General features: G+C 70.2%; 16 protein-coding genes and 2 tRNA genes. 10 read left to right on the top strand and 8 right to left on the bottom strand.

Features of this window, described 5'->3' with window-relative positions; translation table 11 throughout:
* Positions 1-50: 50 nt before the first annotated feature.
* The 3 genes from ACFPA8_RS03180 to ku form a co-directional block, all read right to left on the bottom strand.
* Positions 51-926: an SMP-30/gluconolactonase/LRE family protein gene (locus ACFPA8_RS03180; protein WP_386441871.1), complete on the bottom strand. Its 876-nt coding sequence runs from the start codon at positions 924-926 to the stop codon at positions 51-53.
* 175 nt (positions 927-1,101) lie between these two features.
* Complete coding sequence (locus tag ACFPA8_RS03185; protein ID WP_386441873.1) at positions 1,102-1,875, bottom strand: IclR family transcriptional regulator; 774 nt, start codon at positions 1,873-1,875, stop codon at positions 1,102-1,104.
* A gap of 213 nt (positions 1,876-2,088) precedes the next feature.
* Entirely contained in the window at positions 2,089-3,243 is a 1,155-nt protein-coding gene (ku, locus tag ACFPA8_RS03190; protein WP_386441876.1) for a non-homologous end joining protein Ku, read from the bottom strand.
* A gap of 30 nt (positions 3,244-3,273) precedes the next feature.
* Between ku and ligD the strand changes: the two genes are divergently transcribed.
* A complete protein-coding gene (gene ligD / locus ACFPA8_RS03195) occupies positions 3,274-4,164 on the top strand; it encodes a non-homologous end-joining DNA ligase (RefSeq protein WP_386441879.1) in 891 nt (296 codons plus the stop codon).
* Positions 4,165-4,295: 131 nt separating this feature from the next.
* Here ligD and ACFPA8_RS03200 read toward each other — a convergent pair whose 3' ends face one another.
* The gene (locus tag ACFPA8_RS03200; RefSeq protein ID WP_386441881.1) at positions 4,296-4,595 is read right to left on the bottom strand and encodes a YtxH domain-containing protein; all 300 of its coding nucleotides are present in this window, start codon (positions 4,593-4,595) and stop codon (positions 4,296-4,298) included.
* 159 nt (positions 4,596-4,754) lie between these two features.
* Here ACFPA8_RS03200 and ACFPA8_RS03205 point away from each other — a divergent pair.
* From ACFPA8_RS03205 to ACFPA8_RS03230, 6 genes are all read left to right on the top strand, one after another.
* Positions 4,755-4,827, top strand: a tRNA-Asn gene (locus ACFPA8_RS03205).
* Positions 4,828-5,026: 199 nt separating this feature from the next.
* Positions 5,027-5,100, top strand: a tRNA-Ile gene (locus ACFPA8_RS03210).
* A 172-nt stretch (positions 5,101-5,272) separates the two neighbouring features.
* Positions 5,273-5,497 (top strand): hypothetical protein, encoded by a 225-nt coding sequence (locus tag ACFPA8_RS03215; protein ID WP_386441884.1) that lies wholly within the window; start codon positions 5,273-5,275, stop codon positions 5,495-5,497.
* Between the two features lie 6 nt (positions 5,498-5,503).
* Positions 5,504-6,160, top strand: coding sequence for a Clp protease N-terminal domain-containing protein (locus ACFPA8_RS03220; RefSeq protein WP_386441887.1), 657 nt, complete (start codon positions 5,504-5,506; stop codon positions 6,158-6,160).
* Between the two features lie 172 nt (positions 6,161-6,332).
* The gene (locus tag ACFPA8_RS03225; protein ID WP_386441890.1) at positions 6,333-6,863 is read left to right on the top strand and encodes a hypothetical protein; all 531 of its coding nucleotides are present in this window, start codon (positions 6,333-6,335) and stop codon (positions 6,861-6,863) included.
* A gap of 391 nt (positions 6,864-7,254) precedes the next feature.
* On the top strand, positions 7,255-8,046 hold the full coding sequence (locus ACFPA8_RS03230) for an SAM-dependent methyltransferase (RefSeq protein WP_386441893.1): 792 nt from the start codon (positions 7,255-7,257) through the stop codon (positions 8,044-8,046).
* 96 nt (positions 8,047-8,142) lie between these two features.
* Here ACFPA8_RS03230 and ACFPA8_RS03235 read toward each other — a convergent pair whose 3' ends face one another.
* Entirely contained in the window at positions 8,143-9,333 is a 1,191-nt protein-coding gene (locus ACFPA8_RS03235; RefSeq protein ID WP_386441896.1) for a MalY/PatB family protein, read from the bottom strand.
* Positions 9,334-9,428: 95 nt separating this feature from the next.
* On the opposite strand from ACFPA8_RS03235, the gene ACFPA8_RS03240 reads away from it, so the two are divergent.
* The 3 genes from ACFPA8_RS03240 to ACFPA8_RS03250 all read left to right on the top strand — a co-directional run bounded on the left by ACFPA8_RS03240 (position 9,429) and on the right by ACFPA8_RS03250 (position 14,668).
* Complete coding sequence (locus ACFPA8_RS03240) at positions 9,429-10,835, top strand: FGGY family carbohydrate kinase (protein ID WP_386441899.1); 1,407 nt, start codon at positions 9,429-9,431, stop codon at positions 10,833-10,835.
* A 180-nt stretch (positions 10,836-11,015) separates the two neighbouring features.
* Positions 11,016-12,749, top strand: coding sequence for an ABC transporter ATP-binding protein (locus ACFPA8_RS03245; RefSeq protein WP_386441901.1), 1,734 nt, complete (start codon positions 11,016-11,018; stop codon positions 12,747-12,749).
* Positions 12,746-14,668 carry an ABC transporter ATP-binding protein gene (locus ACFPA8_RS03250; RefSeq protein ID WP_386441904.1) on the top strand — a complete coding sequence of 641 codons (1,923 nt, stop codon included), beginning with the start codon at positions 12,746-12,748 and terminating at the stop codon, positions 14,666-14,668. The genes ACFPA8_RS03245 and ACFPA8_RS03250 overlap by 4 nt, the downstream gene beginning before the upstream one ends.
* Positions 14,669-14,757: 89 nt before the next feature.
* On the opposite strand, the gene ACFPA8_RS03255 is transcribed toward ACFPA8_RS03250, so the two are convergent.
* The 3 genes from ACFPA8_RS03255 to ACFPA8_RS03265 form a co-directional block, all read right to left on the bottom strand.
* On the bottom strand, positions 14,758-15,915 hold the full coding sequence (locus ACFPA8_RS03255) for an RNA polymerase sigma factor (protein ID WP_386441907.1): 1,158 nt from the start codon (positions 15,913-15,915) through the stop codon (positions 14,758-14,760).
* A gap of 248 nt (positions 15,916-16,163) precedes the next feature.
* Entirely contained in the window at positions 16,164-18,089 is a 1,926-nt protein-coding gene (dnaG, locus tag ACFPA8_RS03260; protein ID WP_386441910.1) for a DNA primase, read from the bottom strand.
* 194 nt (positions 18,090-18,283) lie between these two features.
* The gene (locus ACFPA8_RS03265) at positions 18,284-19,591 is read right to left on the bottom strand and encodes an NAD(P)/FAD-dependent oxidoreductase (protein WP_386441913.1); all 1,308 of its coding nucleotides are present in this window, start codon (positions 19,589-19,591) and stop codon (positions 18,284-18,286) included.
* Positions 19,592-19,680: the final 89 nt, after the last annotated feature.

Genomic DNA, 19,680 nt, shown 5'->3' on the forward strand with positions numbered 1-19,680 from the left:
GGTCCGCGGGCGCGGGAAGACGTCCGATCTTCCTGTGACGGGCGCGAGGCTCAGCCCGCGAAGGCCGGCTGCGGCAGCCCCTGCCCCACCCCGGGGAACACCAGCACGGAACCGGCCAGCGGATGCGCGGAGGTGTCCGTCCCCACGCTCGCAGTGGTGACGTACAGGTCCCGCAGCTCTGTCCCGCCGAAGGCGCAAGCAGTCGGACGGGGCACGGGCACCGGGACAGTACGGTCCAGCCTGCCGTCCGGCGTGTAGCGGCGAACAGCGGCGCCGTCCCAGAGAGCCACCCAGACACAGCCGTCGGCGTCGACCGTCAGCCCGTCGGGATAGCCGGCCCCTCTCTCGATCTCCACGAGGGCCCGGCGGCCGGACACCCCGGCCCCGCCCCCGGTGTCCGCGGACGGCACGTCGAAGACGTCGATGCGCCGGGTGGGGGTGTCGTTGTAGTACATGAGCCGGCCGTCGGGGCTCCAGCCTGTTCCGTTGCTGACAGTCACGTCCGGCAGCACCGTCACCGCTGTTCCGTCGCCCGTCAGGCGCTTGAGGTCGCCGCCGCCGGGCCGCTCGTCGTACGGCATGGTCCCGGCCCAGAGCGCGCCGTCCGGAGCGACTGCGGCGTCGTTGCCGCGGCGGCCGGGCACGGCCTCGCGGTACAGCCACGAGAAGGCTCCGTCAGCGCCGTAGAGCCCCACGCCGTCCCGGAGGTTGACGACGAGGCCGCCGCCGGCCCGGGGTTTCGCGGCGCCGACATGCTGTTCGGTCGCCATGACCGTACGGGCGCCGTCGGCCGGATCGTAGGTGTGCACCCGGGAGTTGAGGATGTCCACCCAGATCAGTGCCTTGCGCGCGCCGTCCCACGTGGGCCCCTCGCCGAGCCGGGCCCCGGCCGGTACGGCCACCTCTGCCCTCGGCACACCGCTCACCCCTGTCTCACCGTCGTCCGCTGTCTCACCGTCCGCGCCGGTCTGCGTCCTCGGCCGCAGGACCGGCCCCGGCGCCTCTCATCGTGGCTGCCTTCGCCCTGCCGAACCAGAGCCTGCCGGAGCAGCCCGCCCGCTCATCGCCCACCGCCCCGGACGATGCGTGCACGGGGCCGCGTCACAGACCCCGGCGGTGACCGAGCCTGCCCGACAAGTCGGCCGCTCCCTTGACCGCGAGCTCCTCCAGCTCGGCCCGTCTCTCCTCACTCCACCGGATCATGGGCACCGAGACGCTGAGGGCGGCCACGACCTCTCCCGAGGAGTCCCGCACCGGCGCGGCCACGCAGCTCACATCCGGGTTGGACTCCCGCTGCTCCACCGCCACACCCCGCTCCCGGATCTCCCTGAGCGCCGTACGCAGCACTTCGGGTGAGGTGATCGAGTCGGGCGTCATCGCCGCCAGGGGCTCCGGGCCGCCGAGCCTCGACTCCAGCTCCTCGTCGCTGAGCGAGGCGAGCAGCATCTTCCCGACCGACGTGCAGTGCGCGGGCAGCCGGCGCCCGGCTGCGGAGACCATGCGTACCGCGTGCGTGCTGTCGACCTTGGCGATGTAGATCACGTCCCGGCCTTCGAGGACGGCCACGTGGACGGTCTCGTCACAGGTCTCCGCGATGCTGCGCGCCACCTGCCGCCCCTCCGCGGCGAGGTCGAGCTGCTCGGCGTAGCGGCTCCCGAGCTGGTAGCCGCGGACACCCAGCCGGTAGCGTCCGGGCTGGTCGGCGGGCTGGACCAGGTAGTTGCGAGCGGTGAGCGTGGTCACCAGCTCGTGCACCGTGGTGCGGGGCAGTTGCAGCCTGCGTGTGATGTCGGGCGCGGAGAGGGTTCCGTCGGTTTCGAGGAAGAGCTCCAGGATGTCCAGGGCTCTCGTCACGGCCGGCACGAGACGACCCATCTCCCGCCCCTCTCTCGCTCACTGCGGCGCGTATCACCGGTCAGCGTTGCCGCCGCACCGCTGGTTCGAAATACCGATAGGTGATCGGTATCGCGAACAGCCTAGTCACAGCACCACTCGGCGGACAATGCCCGGACAGGAAGACGCACCGGTCTGCCTGCGCTCCCCTGCGCGCGTGCAGGCGGCCAGAGGCACAGGCTGCACGTCGGCCCACTATGCGGACTTGCGCGGACGGGCCGCCTTCTTCGCCGCCGTCTTCTGTGCGGCCGACTTCTGTGCTGTCGGCTTCTGCGCCGCCTTCTTCCCGGCGGACTTCTTCGCCGCAGCCGTCTTCCTGCTGTCGGCGGCCTTCTTCGCGGTGCTCTTCTTCTCCGCCGCCTTCTGCTTCGCGGCCGGCTTCGCAGCCGCCTTCCCCGCCGTCGTCTTCTTCGCCGCCGCCCGGCTGCCGCCGCCGCCCGCGGACTTCGCCGCCGTGCCCGAAGCCTTCTTCGCCGCACCCGGCTTCTGCTGCGCCGCGGTCTTCTTGCCGCCCCGCAGCTGGTGCACAGTCGCATCCTCCGAGGCCGGCGCACCCTCCTCGCCCCGTGACTGGCGCGCCGCCTGCACACTGCTCTCCAGTACGGCCATGAGGTCCACGACCTGCCCCTTGCCGGAGGCGGCAGCCGCCTCCCTTCCCATCCCGGACGTGTCGACGCCCTCCATCTTGGCCGTCACGAGCTGCTCGACGGCCGCCCGGTACTCGTCGTGCAGCTCCGACCAGTCCAGCTCCCCGAGGGTCTCCATCAAGGTGTCCGCGAGGTCCAGCTCCGCGTCACGGATCGAGACGTCCTCCTCGGGCGCGACGCCGCTCGCGGACCGGATCTCCTCCGGCCAGAGCATGGTGTGCAGGGCGAGGACGTCCTCGTACACCCGCAGCAGCCCCAGGCTCTCCCGCCCTCGCATGGCCAGCTTGCCGACCGCGACCTTGCCCGAGCGTTTCAGCGCTTCACGCAACAGTGCGTACGGCTTGGCGGCGGACCGGCCGTCGCCCGCCAGGTAGTACGAGCGGTCCAGCTGGATCGGATCGATGTCCTCGGCCGGGACGAAGCCCAGGATCTCCACGGTCTTCGCGGTGGGCAGCGGCAGAGCGGCCAGGTCGGCGTCCGTCAGCTGGACGGTCGTCCCGTCGCCGGTCTCGAATCCCTTGCCGATCTCCTCGCGCGGCACCTCCTTCTCCTCCAGTTCGCACACCTTCCGGTAGCGGATGCGTCCGCCGTCGGACGTGTGCACCTGGTGGAAGGAGACACTGTGGCTCTCGGTGGCCGAAACCACCTTGATGGGTATGGAGACCAGCCCGAAGGAAATGGACCCTTTCCAGATGGATCGCATGGTTCGTCCCTTCTATGGGACTCTCAGGGTATGCCGTTCACGGAGGTCGAGGGCCGCCGCCTGGCTCTCAGCAATCTCGACAAGGTGCTCTATCCGGCCACCGGCTTCACCAAGGGTGAGGCACTGCACTACTACGTGAGCGTCGCCGATGTGCTCCTGCCGCATCTCCGCGGTCGCCCGGTCTCCTTCCTGCGTTATCCGGACGGCGTCGACTCCACCGCCTTCTTCGCCAAGAATGTGCCGCCCGGCGCCCCCGACTGGGTGACCGTCCACGAGATCACCAAGGTCAGCAGCACCCCGCTGCAGCAGGTGCTGATCCACGACCTCGCCACTCTCGTCTGGGCGGCCAACCTCGCCGCACTGGAGCTGCACACTCCGCAGTGGCGCGTCGAGCACGAGGTCCACGCGGACCGTCTCGTCTTCGATCTCGACCCGGGCCCCGGTGCCGGGGTCCTGGAGTGCCGGACCGTCGCTCTCTGGCTGCGCGAACGTCTCGCGGCCGACGACATCACACTGCTCCCCAAGACCTCCGGGGGCAAGGGGCTGCACCTCCTGGCTTCCATCGAGGTCACCCCCTCCTCGACGGTCTCCGCCTACGCGAAGAGGGCGGCACAGGAAGCGGAGAGAGCCATGCCGGACCTCGCGCTCAGCAGGATGGCCAAGGCCCTGCGCCCCGGGAAGGTCTTCGTCGACCACTCTCAGAACGCAGCCGCCAAGACCACTGCCGCGCCCTACACTCTCCGCGCCAAGCAGCAGCCCAGCGTCTCCGCTCCCCTCACATGGGACGAGCTTCTCGCCGCCGAGCACCCCGACGAGCTGGCCTTCTCCGCCCCCGGGATGCCCGCCCGCGTGAAACGCACCGGAGACCTGCTGGAGCCGCTGCTCGACCCGGCCCTGGTCCGCCCGCTTCCCGGCACCTGACGACGGCCCGCTCCGCCTGCCGGAGCGGAGCAACGCCGGGCACCACCCCCCGCACGACGACGGCGGTGTGCGAACCGGAAGGATGCCGGTTCGCACACCGCCGAGCGGACCGCGCCGCAGCCCAGCAGGAACTACGAGTTGCTGGTGCCCCACCCGTCGTCCATAGGCGTCCTGTGGTCGCGGAGCGCACGAACCTTTTCGTTCACCGAGTCGGGCAGCCGGTGCCCGATCTTCTCGGAGACCAGACCCGCCGCCTTCGAGGCGGCTTCCCTGCCGGACTGCGCGGCGCTCTCGGCAGCGTTGCGCACGGCCGGGTTCTCGGCGAACTGCTGTGCGGACTGCCGGAGACGTTCGTAGCGTTCACGCCCGGCACGCGTACCGAACACGTACCCGACGGCCACTCCAGCGACGAACGTGAGCCGATAGCGCATGGCTCCACCCTTCTCTCGGTTCTCTCGGATCCATCGGCTTCTCGATGGGCGCGAGGCCGCACCGATACCGATTTCGGAGTACCCCCTGGCATGCGCTAATGTATTGCCCGCAGCGAGGGAACGCCGCCGACTCCAAGTGGGCGCGTCCGAGCAGAGCAGTCCCGTGTAGCTCAATCGGCAGAGCAGCCGGCTGTTAACCGGCAGGTTACTGGTTCGAGTCCAGTCGCGGGAGCACCTGAAAGAGCCCCTGAGGGGGCTCTTTTGTTTGCCGTTTTCCTTGCCGGACAAGTCTGTTGGGACGGGCGGGAACCGATCACCCGGTACTCGGAGTCCTCCATCCCGTACGTCTCCACCCGGCACGGGCGGGAGATCGTATGAGCAGCTATGCTGCGGCAGACGCGGCGCGCACAGATGTGCGTTGCCTGTCGTACGGGGCGGTAGCTCAGCCGGTTAGAGCAACGGACTCATAATCCGTCGGCCGTGGGTTCGAGTCCCACCCGCCCCACCGTCACGGCGCAGACCCGGACCTCCGGCTGCGGAGAACAGCCCCGTCGAGGGCGGCCACAGGACGCAACTCCGTCCTGTGGCTTCTTTTTTGCCCCCTGGCCCGCCTCCCCCCCCCGACCAGGTTGTCAATATTGGTTGACAGCTCCGCATTGTCATCCTAGGTTGACACCATGGCCGCATCGGACGCACGAGAAGCAGTGGACACCGCCGAGGCCGCGCTCGACAGCGATCCCCGCGTGGGACTGAAGGCCGTCGCCGCGCTGCGGCGGCTGACAGAGCGCCTCGAGGCGCTGCAGGTCGACAGCGCCCGCTCCCAGGGCTGGTCCTGGGACGAGATCGGGGCAGCCCTCGGCGTGAGCAGGCAGGCCGTACACAAGAAGCATGCGAGGAGGTAGGCGAGGATGTTCGAGCGTTTCACGAAGGCGGCACGGACAGTGGTCGTCGGCGCCCAGGAGGAAGCACGGAGTCTGGGCCATGACTGGATCGGCACGGAGCATCTGCTGCTCGCCGCGGTGAGTCAGCAGGCAGAGGCGCCGGGCGCCGCAACCCTGGTACGCCTCGGGGTCACCGCCGGGAACTGCCGTGCAGCGGTGGCGAACGTGGTCAGCAGCAACAACGACACACTGGGACCCGAGGACGCCGAGGCGCTCAAGGCGCTCGGCATCGACCTCGACGAGATCCGCCGGCGGGCCGAGAACGCATTCGGCGACGGGGCCCTCGACGCACCTCACTCCCAGTCGGACCCCGCGGCCGGACGGCGGCGGAGGCTGCCCTTCATGCGGCGGCAACTCCCGCAGAGCAGGGGGAGCCTGGGACTCCCGTCAGAGGTGAAGGGTCCGTCCGGGCACATCCGCTTCACCCAACGCGCCAAGAAAGCACTGGAGTTGTCACTCCGGGAGGCCATCTCCCGTAAGGACCGGCACATCGGGGTCGAGCACATCGTGCTCGCGCTGCTGCGGGGGGACGACAAGATCTCGACGGGGCTGTTCCAGCAACTGGGCGTCGAACCGGGCGACATGAGAGAGCTCGTGGTCGCGGACCTGCGTTCGGCCGCCTGACCTCGGCAGGCGGGGCGGAGGCGCCGGACGGACCGGAACGGACGCTCCGTCAGAAACGGACGTATCCCCGTACAACCTCTCGGCGTGGGCGCGTGTCTTCTTGGACGCCGGAACTTTCCGGGCAAGAGCCGCAAGATTCTGCGGTCGTGTTTTCTGACCATGAGGGGGAAAAATGCGCATTCGCCATGCCAAAATCCTGATCGCCGCGCTGACTTGCGCGATGGTGGCGATCCCCGCGGGAGCCGCCTACGCAGGCAGCGGACCCGCACCGAAGCCGTCGGAGCGGAGCATCTCGAAGTCCACCGCGCCCTCGGCCAAGGGCAATCCGGCGAGCAGGGCTGCCCAGGCCGCGGGGGTCTGCGACGACGCGTACCAGATCGGCACCACCGGGTACGTCAAGCGGAGCGGTGTCACCATCGCCTCGGTCAAGCAGTTCTACTCACCGGACTGCCAGGAGAACTACGGCTACGTCTGGGTGTGGGACAGCTTCCACGGCACTGCGGGTGACTACGACGTGACCACCGGCGTCTACAGCTACTCGCAGGACAAGATCCTGGGCCTCAAGGCGTGGACCGACACCACCCAGCAGGAGTTCTGGTCGAACGGTACGGCCACCGTTTCGGAGTGCACCGCGGCGGTGGGCTCCGTGCGGAAGGCGGGGGACCCGACGCCCGAGAACGCCGCTTCGTCGAAGCGTTGCTGAACCTGCGGGGCTGACCGGAAGGGTGCGGAGGCTCCCCGCGCGGACGCTGCTGCCGCGCGGGGAGCCGACGCGCAGGGGTGCGGTGGGGGTTGATGCGAGTGCCTGTGCGGCTGAGGAGGACAGCCGCGAGCAGTTCCCGGGGCCGCTCCCCCGGTGCCTCCGGTCGACGTGGCGTCTCGCGCCGCGGCTGACGGGCGAGCAGCTCTGCGACCGGCCAGCGCCGCCTGCTACTTTCAACGTGACTGCAGCACAACGCAGTTGCTACCGGGACCGTAGATTCCCGTCCGTCAGTGCGCACTTTCGCCCGCCTCTGGAGGTCGCCCGTGAACAGCCCGGGCCTCAGCTCACTCCCCGCGGTCCCCGCCGCTCCCCGGCTCCCCCGGGCGGCACGATGACCGCCGGCGGCCGCACGGAGATCGACACCAGCAGGCCGCACTCGGCCCGGATGTACGACTACTACCTCGGCGGCAAGGACTGGTACCCGGTCGACCGGGAGGCCGCCGAGAAGGTGCTCACGGTCCTGCCCACCGCGAAGGCGAGCGCCCGGGGCAACCGCAGCTTCATGCACCGGGTCACCAAGTGCCTCGCCGGCGAGTACGGCATCCGTCAGTTCGTCGACATCGGTTCCGGCATCCCCACCGAGCCGAATCTGCACCAGGTCGCGCAGGGCGTGGACCCCCGCTGCCGAGTGGTCTACGTCGACCACGACCCGGTGGTGCTCGAGTACGCCGACGCCCTGCTGGACGGCACCCCCGAGGGCCGGACCACGTACGTACAGGCGGACGTCCGCCACGACGACGTCCTCGGGGCGCGGAACGTGCGGGAGACCCTCGACCTGGACGAGCCCGTCGCCCTCTCCTTCAACGCGCTGCTCCACTTCATTCCCGACGAGTACGGGCCCTACGAACTCGTCCGCTCCATGGTCGGCAGGCTCGCCCCCGGCAGCTTCCTGGTGCTCACCTACGGCAGCGCGGAGCTGGATCCCTCCATGAAGAAGGTCGAGGAGATCTACAGGGCGGAGGGCACCCCCCTGCAGCTGCGGCCCAGGAAAGAGGTGGAACTCTTCTTCACCGGGCTGGAGTTGGTCGAGCCCGGTCTGGTCCCCATCTGCCGGTGGCGTCCCGAGGCGGACGAACCGGACGCCGCCCCGGGGTACGCCGGCGTCGCCCGTAAGCCCGCCTGACCTTCCGCACCCCCTGCCGCCGCGTCCGCGCAGTCCGTAGCCGAGAGGGCCGGGCCGGCGGCGCGGCAGGCAGGGAGGCGGGAGTGAGGGAAGCCGTCAGACGGCGGACGCCATCCTCCGCACCGCTTCTTCGAGGATCTCCGGGGACGTCGCCGTGTTGAGCCTGACGAACCCCTCGCCGCCCGTGCCGAAGGCGGGCCCGGGGACGAGGGCGACGCGGCCCCGCTCCAGGAAGGCGGCGGCGGGATCGTCGAGGCCCAGCGCGCGGCAGTCGAGCCAGGCGAGGAACGTGCCCTGGTGCTGCCGGTAGCGCACATCGGGCAGGTGCTGGCGGAGCAGCTCCGCGAGCAGCTGCCGGTTCTCGTCCAGTCCGGCCAGCAGTGCGTCCAGCCAGCCGGTGCCGTGCTGCAGCCCCGCGACGTGGCCGATCACGCCGAGGTGGCTGGGGCCGTGGCTGACTTCTTCCGGCATGAGCTTCAGCTCCGCGGCCGACTCACTGCCTGCGACCGCCACCGCCGCCTTGAGTCCTGCCAGGTTCCACGCCTTCGACGCCGACATCAGGGAGAAGGCACGTTCCGTGCCCGGCAGCGAAAGGTACGGCACGTGCCGGGCGCCGGTCAGCACCAGGGGCGCATGGATCTCGTCGGCGACGACACGTACCCCCCATTCGTCCGCCAGACCCGTCACTGCGGCCAGTTCGTCCGCCGTGTGCACGGTGCCGGTGGGATTGTGCGGGCTGCACAGCAGGTACGCGGCCCGGCGGCCCGGCGCCGGCGTTCCCGCGGACGGTGCCGGGCCGGCGGTGGCCGTGCGGAAAGCCGCAGCGAGTGCGTCCAGGTCCAGACGGCCCTCCTCGTCCAGCGGCGCCTCCACGACCCGGCGGTCCATGTGGGAGACGAACTGGTAGAAGGGCGGATAGACGGGGGAGTTGACGACGACCGCGTCGCCCGGCGACGTGATCAGCTTCAGCACCTCGACGACGCCCGCCATCACGTCGGGCACGATCGCCGCACGCTCCGCATCCACGCGCCAGCCCCAGCGCTCCCCGGCGAAGGAGTCCAGTGCCTCGAAGTACCCCTCCCCCATCGCGTATCCGGTGTCTCCCGCCCCGACCGCCGCACGCAGCGCCTCGACGACGGGCTCGGCCAGCGGCACGTCCATCTCGGCGATCCACAGGGGCAGCACGTCGCCGGGATGGACGCGCCATTTCGCGCTCGTACGGCGGCGCAGCTCGTCCAGGGAACACTGCTTCAGCGGGTTGCTCGTATAGGTGTCCACCCGGACCACGCTAGGTCTTCCCGTCCCGCAGCATCAGACCGCACGGGCCGGACAGCAGAGGGGGGCAGCCACGTACGCGGGTGCGTAGGGCATCATTCCGGTCCATGGGGATAGTCGCCGGTCTGGAAAGCTCAGCGGAGTACACGCGCATCGTCGTCTGCGACGCGGACTCCGGTGCCGTCGTCAAGCACGGCTACGCCGAGCACCCGGACCCGCGCGAGGACCCGCAGTCGTGGCTGATGTCGCTGGGCCGGGCCGCGAGCAGCGGGCAGTTCGCGGACGTCGAGGCGATCGGGGTGGCCGCGCAGCAGCAGGGCCTGATCGCCACGGACTCCACGGGAGTGGCCGTACGCCCGGCGCTGCTGGGCAACGACAGACGGGTCCAGTCGGCAGCCGCCGACCTCGTCGACGCACTGGGCGGACGCGAGGCGTGGGCGCAGGCCGTCGGCGCCGTGCCCCAGGCCGCCCACCCCGTCTCCAAACTGCGCTGGCTCGCCCGCAACGAACCGGGGAACGCATCCAGGGTGGCCGGAGTCCTCCAGCCGCACGACTGGCTGGTGTGGCAGCTCCTGGGCCGCCCGCTGCGCCGTACCACCGACCGCGGAGACGCCTCCGGCACGGGCTACTGGTCGGCGGCGCTGGAGATGTACCGGCCCGACCTCGTGGAGCTGGCGCTCGGGCACCAGGTGGCGATGCCCGACGTCCTCGCCCCCGTGGAGCCCGCCGGACGCACGCCGGAGGGGCTGCTGATCTCCGCCGGCACGGGCGAGACGATGGCTGCCGCCTTCGGCCTGGGTCTGAACCTCGGCGACGCCGTGATCTCGCTGGGCGCGTCCGGTTCCGTCTTCGCCGTGCACCACGAGGCTCTCGCCGACCCCACGGGCACCATCACCTCGTACGCGGACGCCACCGGCATGCATCTGCCGGCGGTACGGACGCTCAACGCCACCCGTGTACTGCGCGGCACCGCCGAACTGCTGGGCACCGACCTCGACGGGCTCTCCGAGCTGGCCATGAAGTCCTCGCCCGGCGCATACGGGCTCGTGCTGCTGCCCTACCTGGAGGGCGAGCACACCCCGGACCTCCCGCACACAGCCGGGTCCCTGCACGGGCTGAGACGCGAGAGCATGAAACCGGAGCACATGGCCCGGGCCGCGGTCGAGGGCATGCTGTGCGGACTGGCCGACGCCCTCGACGTGCTGCGCGGGCGGGGCGTGCAGGTGCGGCGGCTGTTCCTGCTGGGTCAGGCCGCGGGTCTGCCGGCGGTGCAGACCGTCGCACCCGCGCTCTTCGGCGCGCAGGTCGTCGTCCCCCGGCCTGCCGACTACACCGCCACGGGAGCGGCCCGGCAGGCGGCCTGGGCTCTCAAGGGCACGGCGCAGCCCCCGCGCTGGCCGGCTGCCGATTGCCAGGTGTTCGACGCCGGTGAGGATTTCGCCGCCGGGCAGGCGGTGCGTCAGCAGTACGTGGCGGTACGGGAGGAGACGCACCCGGGGGCCTTCAAGCACTGACCCGGCCCGGGCTGCGTGACCGGACCGCCGCCGGCGGGCGGGACGCGGACGCCCCTCCGGCAGGTGTTCAGCTCACAGCGATCAACGGGCTCTTTGCCCGGAGTTGACGCCGCCGGCCCAAAAGGTGTTCGAAAATGGAGAGGACCATTTTCGATCTTCTTTTCCGCCACGGGGACCCATGTGCTGATCCGTCTGCTCCGCGACCACGTGCGCCCGTACAGGCGTGCGGCGCTCCTGCTCGTACTGCTTCAGCTGGTGCAGACGTCCGCGACGCTCTATCTGCCCACTCTCAACGCCGACATCATCGACAACGGTGTGGTCCGGGGCGACACCGGCTACATCCTGCGGGTGGGCGGGGTGATGGTCGCCGTCTCCTTCGCGCAGATCGGGTGCAACATCGGCGCGGTCCTCATCGGCGCACGGACCGCCTCCGCACTCGGCAGGGACATGCGGGCCACCGTCTTCGACCGGGTGCAGACGTTCTCCGCACGTGAGCTCGCGAAGTTCGGGGCGCCCTCGCTGATCACCCGCACGACGAACGACGTGCAGCAGGTGCAGATGCTGGTGCTGATGACGTTCACCCTGATGGTCTCGGCACCGATCATGTGCGTCGGCGGGCTCGTCATGGCGCTCGGGCAGGACGTGCCGCTCTCGTCGGTGCTGCTGGGCGTCGTCCCCGTGCTCGCTGTCTCCGTCGGGCTGATCGTGCACCGGATGCGGCCGCTGTTCCGCACGATGCAGGAGCGGCTGGACGGCGTGAACCGTGTGCTGCGGGAGCAGATCACCGGGACCCGTGTCATACGTGCCTTCGTCAAGGACGAGTACGAGCGGCGGCGCTTCACCGAGCACAACTCCGCCCTGACGGACGTGCAGTTGCGCAGCGGCCGGCTGATGGCGCTGATGTTCCCCACCGTCATGACCGTCGTGAACGCCTCCAGCGTCGTCGTCGTGTGGTTCGGCGCGCACCGTGTGAACGACGGCGAGATGCAGATCGGCGCGCTGACGGCGTTCCTGGCGTATCTGATGCAGATCGTGATGGCCGTGATGATGGCCACCTTCATGTTCATGCTCGTGCCGCGTGCGGAGGTGTGCGCCGACCGCATCACCGAGGTGCTGGACACCGACTCCAGCGTCGTACCGCCCGCCGATCCCGTACGGACGCTGGGCAGCCACGGGACGCTGGAGCTGCGCGGCGCGGGGTTCCGCTACCCGGGGGCGGAGGCACCGGTGCTGCAGGACATCGATCTGCTGGCCCGGCCGGGCGAGACGACGGCGGTGATCGGTTCGACGGGAAGCGGGAAGTCGACACTGCTCGGGCTGGTGCCCCGGCTGTTCGACGCGACGGAGGGCGTCGTACTGATCGGCGGCGAGGACGTGCGGAGGCTCGATCCGCAACTGGTGGCACGGACAGTGGGACTCGTCCCGCAACAGCCGTACCTGTTCTCGGGCACGGTCGCCTCGAATCTCCGCTACGGACGCCCCGACGCGACGGACGAGGAGCTGTGGGCCGCTCTGGAGACGGCGCAGGCCCGTGGGTTCGTGGCTGCGATGGAGGGCGGACTGGACGCGCAGATCGGCCAGGGCGGCAACAACGTCTCCGGGGGGCAGCGTCAACGGCTCGCCATCGCACGGGTGTTGGTGCACCGTCCGGAGATCTATCTCTTCGACGACTCGTTCTCCGCGCTCGACTACGCCACGGACGCAGCGCTGCGTGAGGCGCTCGCCCGTACGACAGCGGACGCGACAGTCGTCATCGTCGCCCAGCGGGTGTCCACCATCCGCGACGCCGACCGGATCCTGGTGCTGGACGAGGGCCGGGTCGCGGGAGCGGGCCGGCACGAGGAGCTGATGGCCGGGAACGAGACCTACCGGGAGATCGTGCTCTCCCAGCTGACCGAGCAGGAGGCGGCGTGAGCGGGCCGGCGCGCATGTTGGGCGGCGGCGCACCGCCGCAGCGCTCGTCCGACTTCAAGGGATCGGCGAAACGCCTGCTCGGTCAGTTCGCGCCGGAGCGGGCGACGCTGGCCGTCATGGGGCTGCTCGTCCTGCTCAGTGTGAGCATGAGTGTGCTCGGGCCGAAGATGCTCGGCCAGGCCACGGACCTGATCTTCGCCGGCTACATCGGCAGGCAACTGCCGGACGGCGCAACGAGGGAGCAGGTCCTGGAGCGCATGCGCAACGCGGGCGACGGAAAGGTCGCCGACATGCTCTCCGGCATGGACTTCACCCCGGGGCAGGGCATCGACTTCGGTGCCGTCGCGCAGGTGCTGGCCGTCGTGCTCGTCATCTACGCGCTCGCGGGGCTGACGATGCTCCTCGGCGGGCGTCTGTCTGTGCGGGCGATCAACCACACTGTCTTCCGGCTGCGCGAGCAGGTGGAGGCGAAACTCGCGCGGCTGCCGCTGTCGTACTTCGACAAGCAGACGCGAGGTGAGGTGCTCAGCCGGGTCACGAACGACATCGACAACGTCGGACAGACTCTGCAGCAGACTCTGGGGCAGATCATCAACTCGCTGCTCACCATCGTCGGTGTCCTGGTGATGATGTTCTGGATCTCGCCGCTGCTGGCGCTGGTCGCGATGGTGACCGTACCGCTGTCCCTGACGGTGGCCACCCGGCTGGGCAAACGGGCACAGCCGGAGTTCGTCGAGCAGTGGGCGTCGACGGGCAGGCTCAACTCGCACGTCGAGGAGATGTACACGGGGCACGCACTGGTGAAGGTCTTCGGGCGGCAGAAGGAGTCCGCGGAGGCGTTCAGGGAGCACAACGAGGCGCTCTGCCGCGCGGGCTTCAAGGCGCAGTTCGTCAGCGGGATCATGCAGCCCGCCATGATGTTCATCGCGAACCTCAACTACGTGCTGGTGGCGGTCGTGGGCGGGCTGCGGGTCGCCTCCGGTGCCTTGTCCATCGGCGACGTGCAGGCCTTCGTGCAGTATTCGCGGCAGTTCACGCAGCCCCTCACACAGGTCGCCTCCATGGCGAACCTGGTGCAGTCCGGCGTGGCCTCCGCCGAGCGCGTCTTCGAGATCCTGGACGCCGGGGAGCAGTCGCCGGAGCCCGCGGTCCCGCAGCGGCCCCGGGCAGTGCGCGGACGCGTGGAGTTGGAGAAGGTCAGCTTCCGCTACGACCCGGACCGTCCCCTCATCGAGAACCTGTCGCTGTCGGTCGAGCCGGGCCGCACGGTCGCGATCGTCGGCCCGACGGGCGCGGGCAAGACCACCCTGGTCAATCTGCTGCTGCGGTTCTACGAGACCTGCGGCGGCCGGATCCTGCTCGACGGCACCGACATGGCGGCCATGGACCGCGAGGAGCTGCGTTCCCACATCGGGATGGTGCTGCAGGACACGTGGCTCTTCGGCGGCACCATCGCCGAGAACATCGCCTACGGGGCGCAGGACTCGACGCGCTCCCAGATCGAGGAGGCGGCGCGGGCCGCGCACGCGGACCGGTTCATCCGCACCCTCCCGGACGGCTACGAGACCGTGCTCGACGAGGACGGCACGGGAGTGAGCGCCGGTGAGAAGCAACTCATCACCATCGCCCGGGCGTTCCTCTCCGACCCGGTCATCCTCGTACTCGACGAGGCGACCAGCTCCGTCGACACCCGCACGGAGGTCCTCATCCAGAAAGCGATGGCGCGGCTGTCCCACGGGCGCACCAGCTTCGTCATAGCGCACCGGCTCTCCACCGTCCGGGACGCCGACGTGATCCTGGTGATGGAGGACGGGTCCATCGTGGAACAGGGATCGCACAGCGAACTGCTGGAGGCGGACGGGGCCTACGCCCGCCTGTACAAGTCGCAGTTCGCGGCGGCGGTGGTGGAGGTGGACTAGGGCACGTCGGTCAGGTGGCTCGCCGTCATTGTCGGGACCGCCTTCAGCGGGGAGGGCGGGGGCGGCGGCCGGACGCGGGGCCGCGTGACTCAGTCGAGGTAGCCGCGCAACTGGTCGGCGAAGGCGTGGTCGCGGAGCTTGCCGAGGGTCTTCGACTCGATCTGCCGGATGCGTTCACGGGTCACGTTGAAGAGGGTGCCGATCTCCTCCAGCGTGCGCGGACGCCCGTCCACCAGTCCGTAGCGCAACTGCACGACCTTGCGTTCGCGCTCCCCCAGCGTGGAGAGGACGGCCTCCAGATGCTCCCGCAGCAGCAGGAACGCGGCGGACTCCACCGGTGACGGCGCGTCGCCGTCCTCGATGAGGTCGCCGAGATTGACGTCCTCCTCGTCACCGACCGGCGCGTGCAGCGACACCGGTTCCTGGGCGAGGCGGAGCACCTCGCTGACCCGTTCCTCGGTGAGGTCGAGCTGAGCGGCGACTTCCTCGGGCGCCGGTTCGTATCCGCGTTCCTGCAGCAGCCGCCGCTGGACGCGTACGACCCGGTTGATCAACTCGACCACGTGCACGGGGACGCGGATCGTACGGGCCTGGTCGGCGAGGGCGCGGGACATCGCCTGACGGATCCACCAGGTCGCATAGGTGGAGAACTTGTAGCCGCGGGCGTAGTCGAACTTCTCCACCGCCCGTATCAGTCCGAGGTTGCCCTCCTGCACCAGGTCCAGCATGGTCAGTCCGCGACCGACGTAACGTTTCGCGACGGAGACGACCAGGCGGAGGTTCGCCTCGATGAGACGGCGCTTGGCGATTCGGCCCATGACGACCAACTGGTCGAGTTCGTGGGCGAGTTCACCGTCGAGCGCCGAGGTGTCGGTGAGCTTCTCCTCGGCGAAGAGACCAGCCTCGACACGGCGCGCGAGGTCGACCTCCTCGGCCGCGGTCAGCAGCGGGATGCGGCCGATCTCGCGCAGGTACTGCCGGAAGAGGTCGGCGGAAGGGCCGCTGGTGGTCTCCTGCTTCGCGGGGCTCTCCCTGTCCGGCTCGTCCTCCCTCGCCGCGCGCGGAGGGGGCGCGGCGACGGCGGGTTCGTCCGGCTCCAGATCCGGAACCGGTGGGGCGGACGACGCGGACTCGCCGGGCTGCACAGGTGGAGCCCCCGCGGGCGGAGCCCCCGCAGGTGCCAGAGGGGCGGCTTCCGGCATCGTCGGGGCGGGGGGAGCCGCGCTGGTCAGGGTCCGGGTCTGCACGGGGGCGACCTCCAGAGTGCTCGCTGCCGGGTACGGGGGGCGGCGTACATGCTGTGCGGATCCGCGGGGGACTCCGGCCCTCCGGCCGCGACGCCACCCCGCTCCGAGGACTCAGGCACCGCACACCAGTGTGGGGTACGACACACTCCCGCCACGAGGGGCGTGCGCCCAGTTTTTGAGATGGACGGTGACTTGTCCCATACGCACAGCTACGCCACTGCGCGCCCCGAAACCCTTCGGAGGGCCCCTCAGAGGGCTGCCGCGCCGCGCTCCCGCAAGGCCCGTCCGTACTGCTGAAGCGTCCAGATCTCCTGCCGGACCGACACGGCACGCTCGTCGTCCCGCTGCGCTTCGAGGCGGCGGGCCGTGCCTTCGAGATCGGCGATGCGGGAGTTGACCGCCGCGAGACGGACGGCGACGAGCTGCATCCCCGCATAGATCTCGTCCGGCTCGCGGCCGCGTGCGCTGCGCAGCGGCTCCACGACGAGTTCGTTGACCAGGGAACGCACCGTGTCGTCGGGCGCGGCGGCGCGTACCCGGCCGATGAACTCGGCGTCGGCGTCGCTCACTCCCCCGGCTGCCTCCACGGCTTGTCGCACTGTGGCGTACGGGGGTGCCGTGAACTCGTCGGTGCCGTAGGCGTCGAAGGCCGGAGCGACCAGCTCGGGCCGCTGGAGGGCGAGTTTGAGCAGCTCCCGCTCCACACGGTGTGCCGGGCTGCGCAGGTTGAGGGCGGGGCCGCCGGGAGCCGCAGGGCGGGAGGCGGTCCCGGAGAGCCCCGTCGCGGATGCGTGAGCGGCCGCCGGTGCCGGGGAGTTGCGTCCGCGCGCAACGGGAGCAGCATGCCGACGGCGGGCCAGCTGGCCGAGACGGCGCACGACGAACTGCGTGTCCAGAATGCCGATCAGCCCCGCGAGTCGCACCGCGTACTCGTGCTGGATCGACGGGTCCTTGATCTGCGCGACGACCGGCGCGGCCTGTTCGAGCGCCGCCGAACGGCCCTCCGCCGTATCGAGGTTGTGCTGGTCGACGATCGAGCGGATCGCGAACTCGAAGAGCGGTGACCGGCTCTCGACGACCTTGGCCACCGCCTCGTCGCCCTCCGCGAGCCGCAGTTCGCAAGGGTCCATGCCTTCCGGCGTGATCGCGATGGACGTACGGGCCGCGAACTTCTGGTCGTCCTCGAAGGCCCGCAGCGCGGCCTTCTGCCCGGCCGCGTCCCCGTCGAAGGTGAAGACGACCTCCGACTGCGAGTTGTCCATCAGCAGCCGCCTGAGGATCTTGATGTGTCCCTCGCCGAAGGACGTCCCGCTGGTGGCGACGGCGGTGGTGACGCCCGCCAAGTGGCACGCCATGACGTCCGTGTAGCCCTCGACGACGACGGCCCGGTTGCCCTTGGCGATGTCCCTCTTCGCCAGGTCGATGCCGTAGAGCACCTGCGACTTGTGGTAGATCGGCGTCTCGGGGGTGTTGAGGTACTTGGGGCCGTTGTCGTCGTCCCGCAGCCTGCGGGCGCCGAAGCCGACGACGTCACCCGTGATGTCCCTGATGGGCCACATCAGTCTGCCGCGGAACCGGTCGATCGGACGGCCGTTGCGGGCCTCCTGCGCGAGCCCGGAGAGGATCAGCTCCTTGTCGGAGAAGCCCTTGCCGCGCAGGAAGCGCACCAGATGGTCCCAGCCCGCAGGTGCGTACCCGACACCGAAGTGCCCGGCCGCCTCCTTGTCGAAGCCGCGTTCGTCGAGGAAGCGCCGGCCGATCTCCGCCTCCTGGCCCTGGAGTTGCTCGGCGTAGAACTGCGCGGCGACCTTGTGGGCCTCGACCAGGCGGGTGCGCTCGCCCTGCTGGGAGGCGCGCCCGTACCCGCCTTCCTCGTACCGCAGGGTGATGCCGGCCTGGGCGGCCAGCCGTTCGACGGCCTCGGAGAAGGAGAGGTGGTCGACCTTCCTCACGAAGTCGAAGGTGTCCCCGCCCTCCTGGCAGCCGAAGCAGTGGAAGACGCCCTTGCTCGAACTCACGTGGAAGGAGGGCGACTTCTCGTCGTGGAAGGGGCACAGGCCCTTGAGGTTCCCGCCGCCCGCGGGGCGCAGCTGGAGGTATTCGGAGACGACGGCGTCGATCGGGACCGCGTCCCGAACCGCCCTCACGTCCTCGTCATTGATCCTTCCGGCCACCTGGGAATTGTACGGCCGGCCGACGACACCCCGTCCGGTGCGGCAGGGGTGGCGGGGCCTGCCGCGCCGGACGTCGCCGCACGCGCCCGCGCGCCCCGGACCGGCGCCGTGGGACCTGCCGCCGCCGTAGGCTGCCGCGTCGCCCTGCTCGCCGTTCGCTCGCCGCTCGTTCGCCGCTTCGGGGACGCGCCGCCTCAGACCTTCCCGGCACCCTCCGCCGTGCCGCTCAGCGCGGACAGCGGCACACCCGGGTCCGCGAGCGCCTCCGGGTCGACACGGGCGTCGGAGCGGATCAGCTCCTGGAGAGGCGCGGTGACGTCCCAGACGTTCACGTTCATCCCGGCCAGTACGCGGTCGTCCCGCAGCCAGAACGCGACGAACTCCCGCTTCGCCACGTCTCCCCGGCACACGACCTGGTCGTACGTGCCGGGCGGGGCGTAGCCGGAGTACTCCATGCCCACGTCGTACTGGTCGGAGAAGAAGTAGGGCACCCGGTCGTACGTGACCTCCCTGCCCAGCATCGAACGGGCGGCCGCGGGACCACTGTTGAGGGCGTTCGCCCAGTGCTCGACCCGCAGCGGCTTCCGCCCCGCGGCGCCCCCGGCCGAGGGGAACGACTCGTACGTCACCGAGGCGACGTCGCCCGCGGCGTAGATGTGGGGGTCGGAGGTCCGCAGAGAGGCGTCCACGGCGATGCCCCCGCCCGGCTCCGGGGCCAGCTCCAGCCCGGCCGACTCGGCGAGTGCGGTACGCGGTGCGGCACCGACGGCCGCGAGCACGTCGTGTGCGGGGTGCTCGTCGGCGTCGTCCGTCCGGACGCCCTGCACCATCCCGTCCTGTCCGACGATCTCCGCGAGCCGTGCACCGAAGTGGAAGCGCACACCGTGCTCTTGATGGAGATCGGCGAAGAGGGTGCCCATCTCGGGACCGATGACGGTGTACAGCGGGGTGGGTTCCGGTTCGACGACGGTGACCTCGGCACCGTACGAGCGTGCGGCCGCGGCGACTTCGAGCCCGATCCAGCCTGCCCCTGCGATGACCAGGTGGCCGTTCTCCTGTCCGAGCGCCGTCAGTCTCCCGCGCAGCCGGTCGGCGTGGGCGAGCCTGCGCAGGTGGTGGACGCCGGCCAGGCCGGTCCCGGGTACCTCCAGCCGGCGGGGTTCGGCACCGGTGGCCAGCAGGAGGGAGTCGTACTGCACGCGGGTACCGTCGCCCAGCCGCAGATACTTGCCTGCCCGGTCGAGTCCGACGACTGTCTGCCCGAGGTGGAGTTCGATGTCCGCACCTGCGTACCAGGCGGGAGCGTGCACGAAGACGCTTTCCCGGTCGTCGGAACCGGTGAGATACCCCTTCGAGAGCGGCGGACGCTCATAAGGGTGATCACGCTCGTCGCCGATCAGGATCACACGGCCGGTGAACCCTTCCGCTCGCAGGGCCGCGGCTGCCTTCGAACCCGCAAGCCCTCCACCGACGATGACGAACGTCCGGTGTGCGTCGACCACTTGGATCCTCCTCGCTGACCCCCCGACAGATAACGTCGTAAGTGAGCGTCCCGCATCGGACGGGCAGCGGGAAGAGGCCCACGGACGGC

Source organism: Streptomyces ovatisporus, assembly GCF_042653885.1.
GTDB classification, from domain to species: Bacteria; Actinomycetota; Actinomycetes; order Streptomycetales; family Streptomycetaceae; genus Streptomyces; species Streptomyces ovatisporus.

Bases quoted from the DNA above. Each gene is read 5' to 3' on its own strand.
- ku (WP_386441876.1), bottom strand. From the start codon at position 3,243: ATGCGATCCATCTGGAAAGGGTCCATTTCCTTCGGGCTGGTCTCCATA.
- ACFPA8_RS03230 (WP_386441893.1), top strand. From the start codon at position 7,255: ATGACCGCCGGCGGCCGCACGGAGATCGACACCAGCAGGCCGCACTCG.
- ligD (WP_386441879.1), top strand. From the start codon at position 3,274: ATGCCGTTCACGGAGGTCGAGGGCCGCCGCCTGGCTCTCAGCAATCTC.
- ACFPA8_RS03215 (WP_386441884.1), top strand. From the start codon at position 5,273: ATGGCCGCATCGGACGCACGAGAAGCAGTGGACACCGCCGAGGCCGCG.
- ACFPA8_RS03185 (WP_386441873.1), bottom strand. From the start codon at position 1,875: ATGGGTCGTCTCGTGCCGGCCGTGACGAGAGCCCTGGACATCCTGGAG.
- ACFPA8_RS03240 (WP_386441899.1), top strand. From the start codon at position 9,429: ATGGGGATAGTCGCCGGTCTGGAAAGCTCAGCGGAGTACACGCGCATC.
- ACFPA8_RS03220 (WP_386441887.1), top strand. From the start codon at position 5,504: ATGTTCGAGCGTTTCACGAAGGCGGCACGGACAGTGGTCGTCGGCGCC.
- ACFPA8_RS03200 (WP_386441881.1), bottom strand. From the start codon at position 4,595: ATGCGCTATCGGCTCACGTTCGTCGCTGGAGTGGCCGTCGGGTACGTG.
- ACFPA8_RS03225 (WP_386441890.1), top strand. From the start codon at position 6,333: ATGCGCATTCGCCATGCCAAAATCCTGATCGCCGCGCTGACTTGCGCG.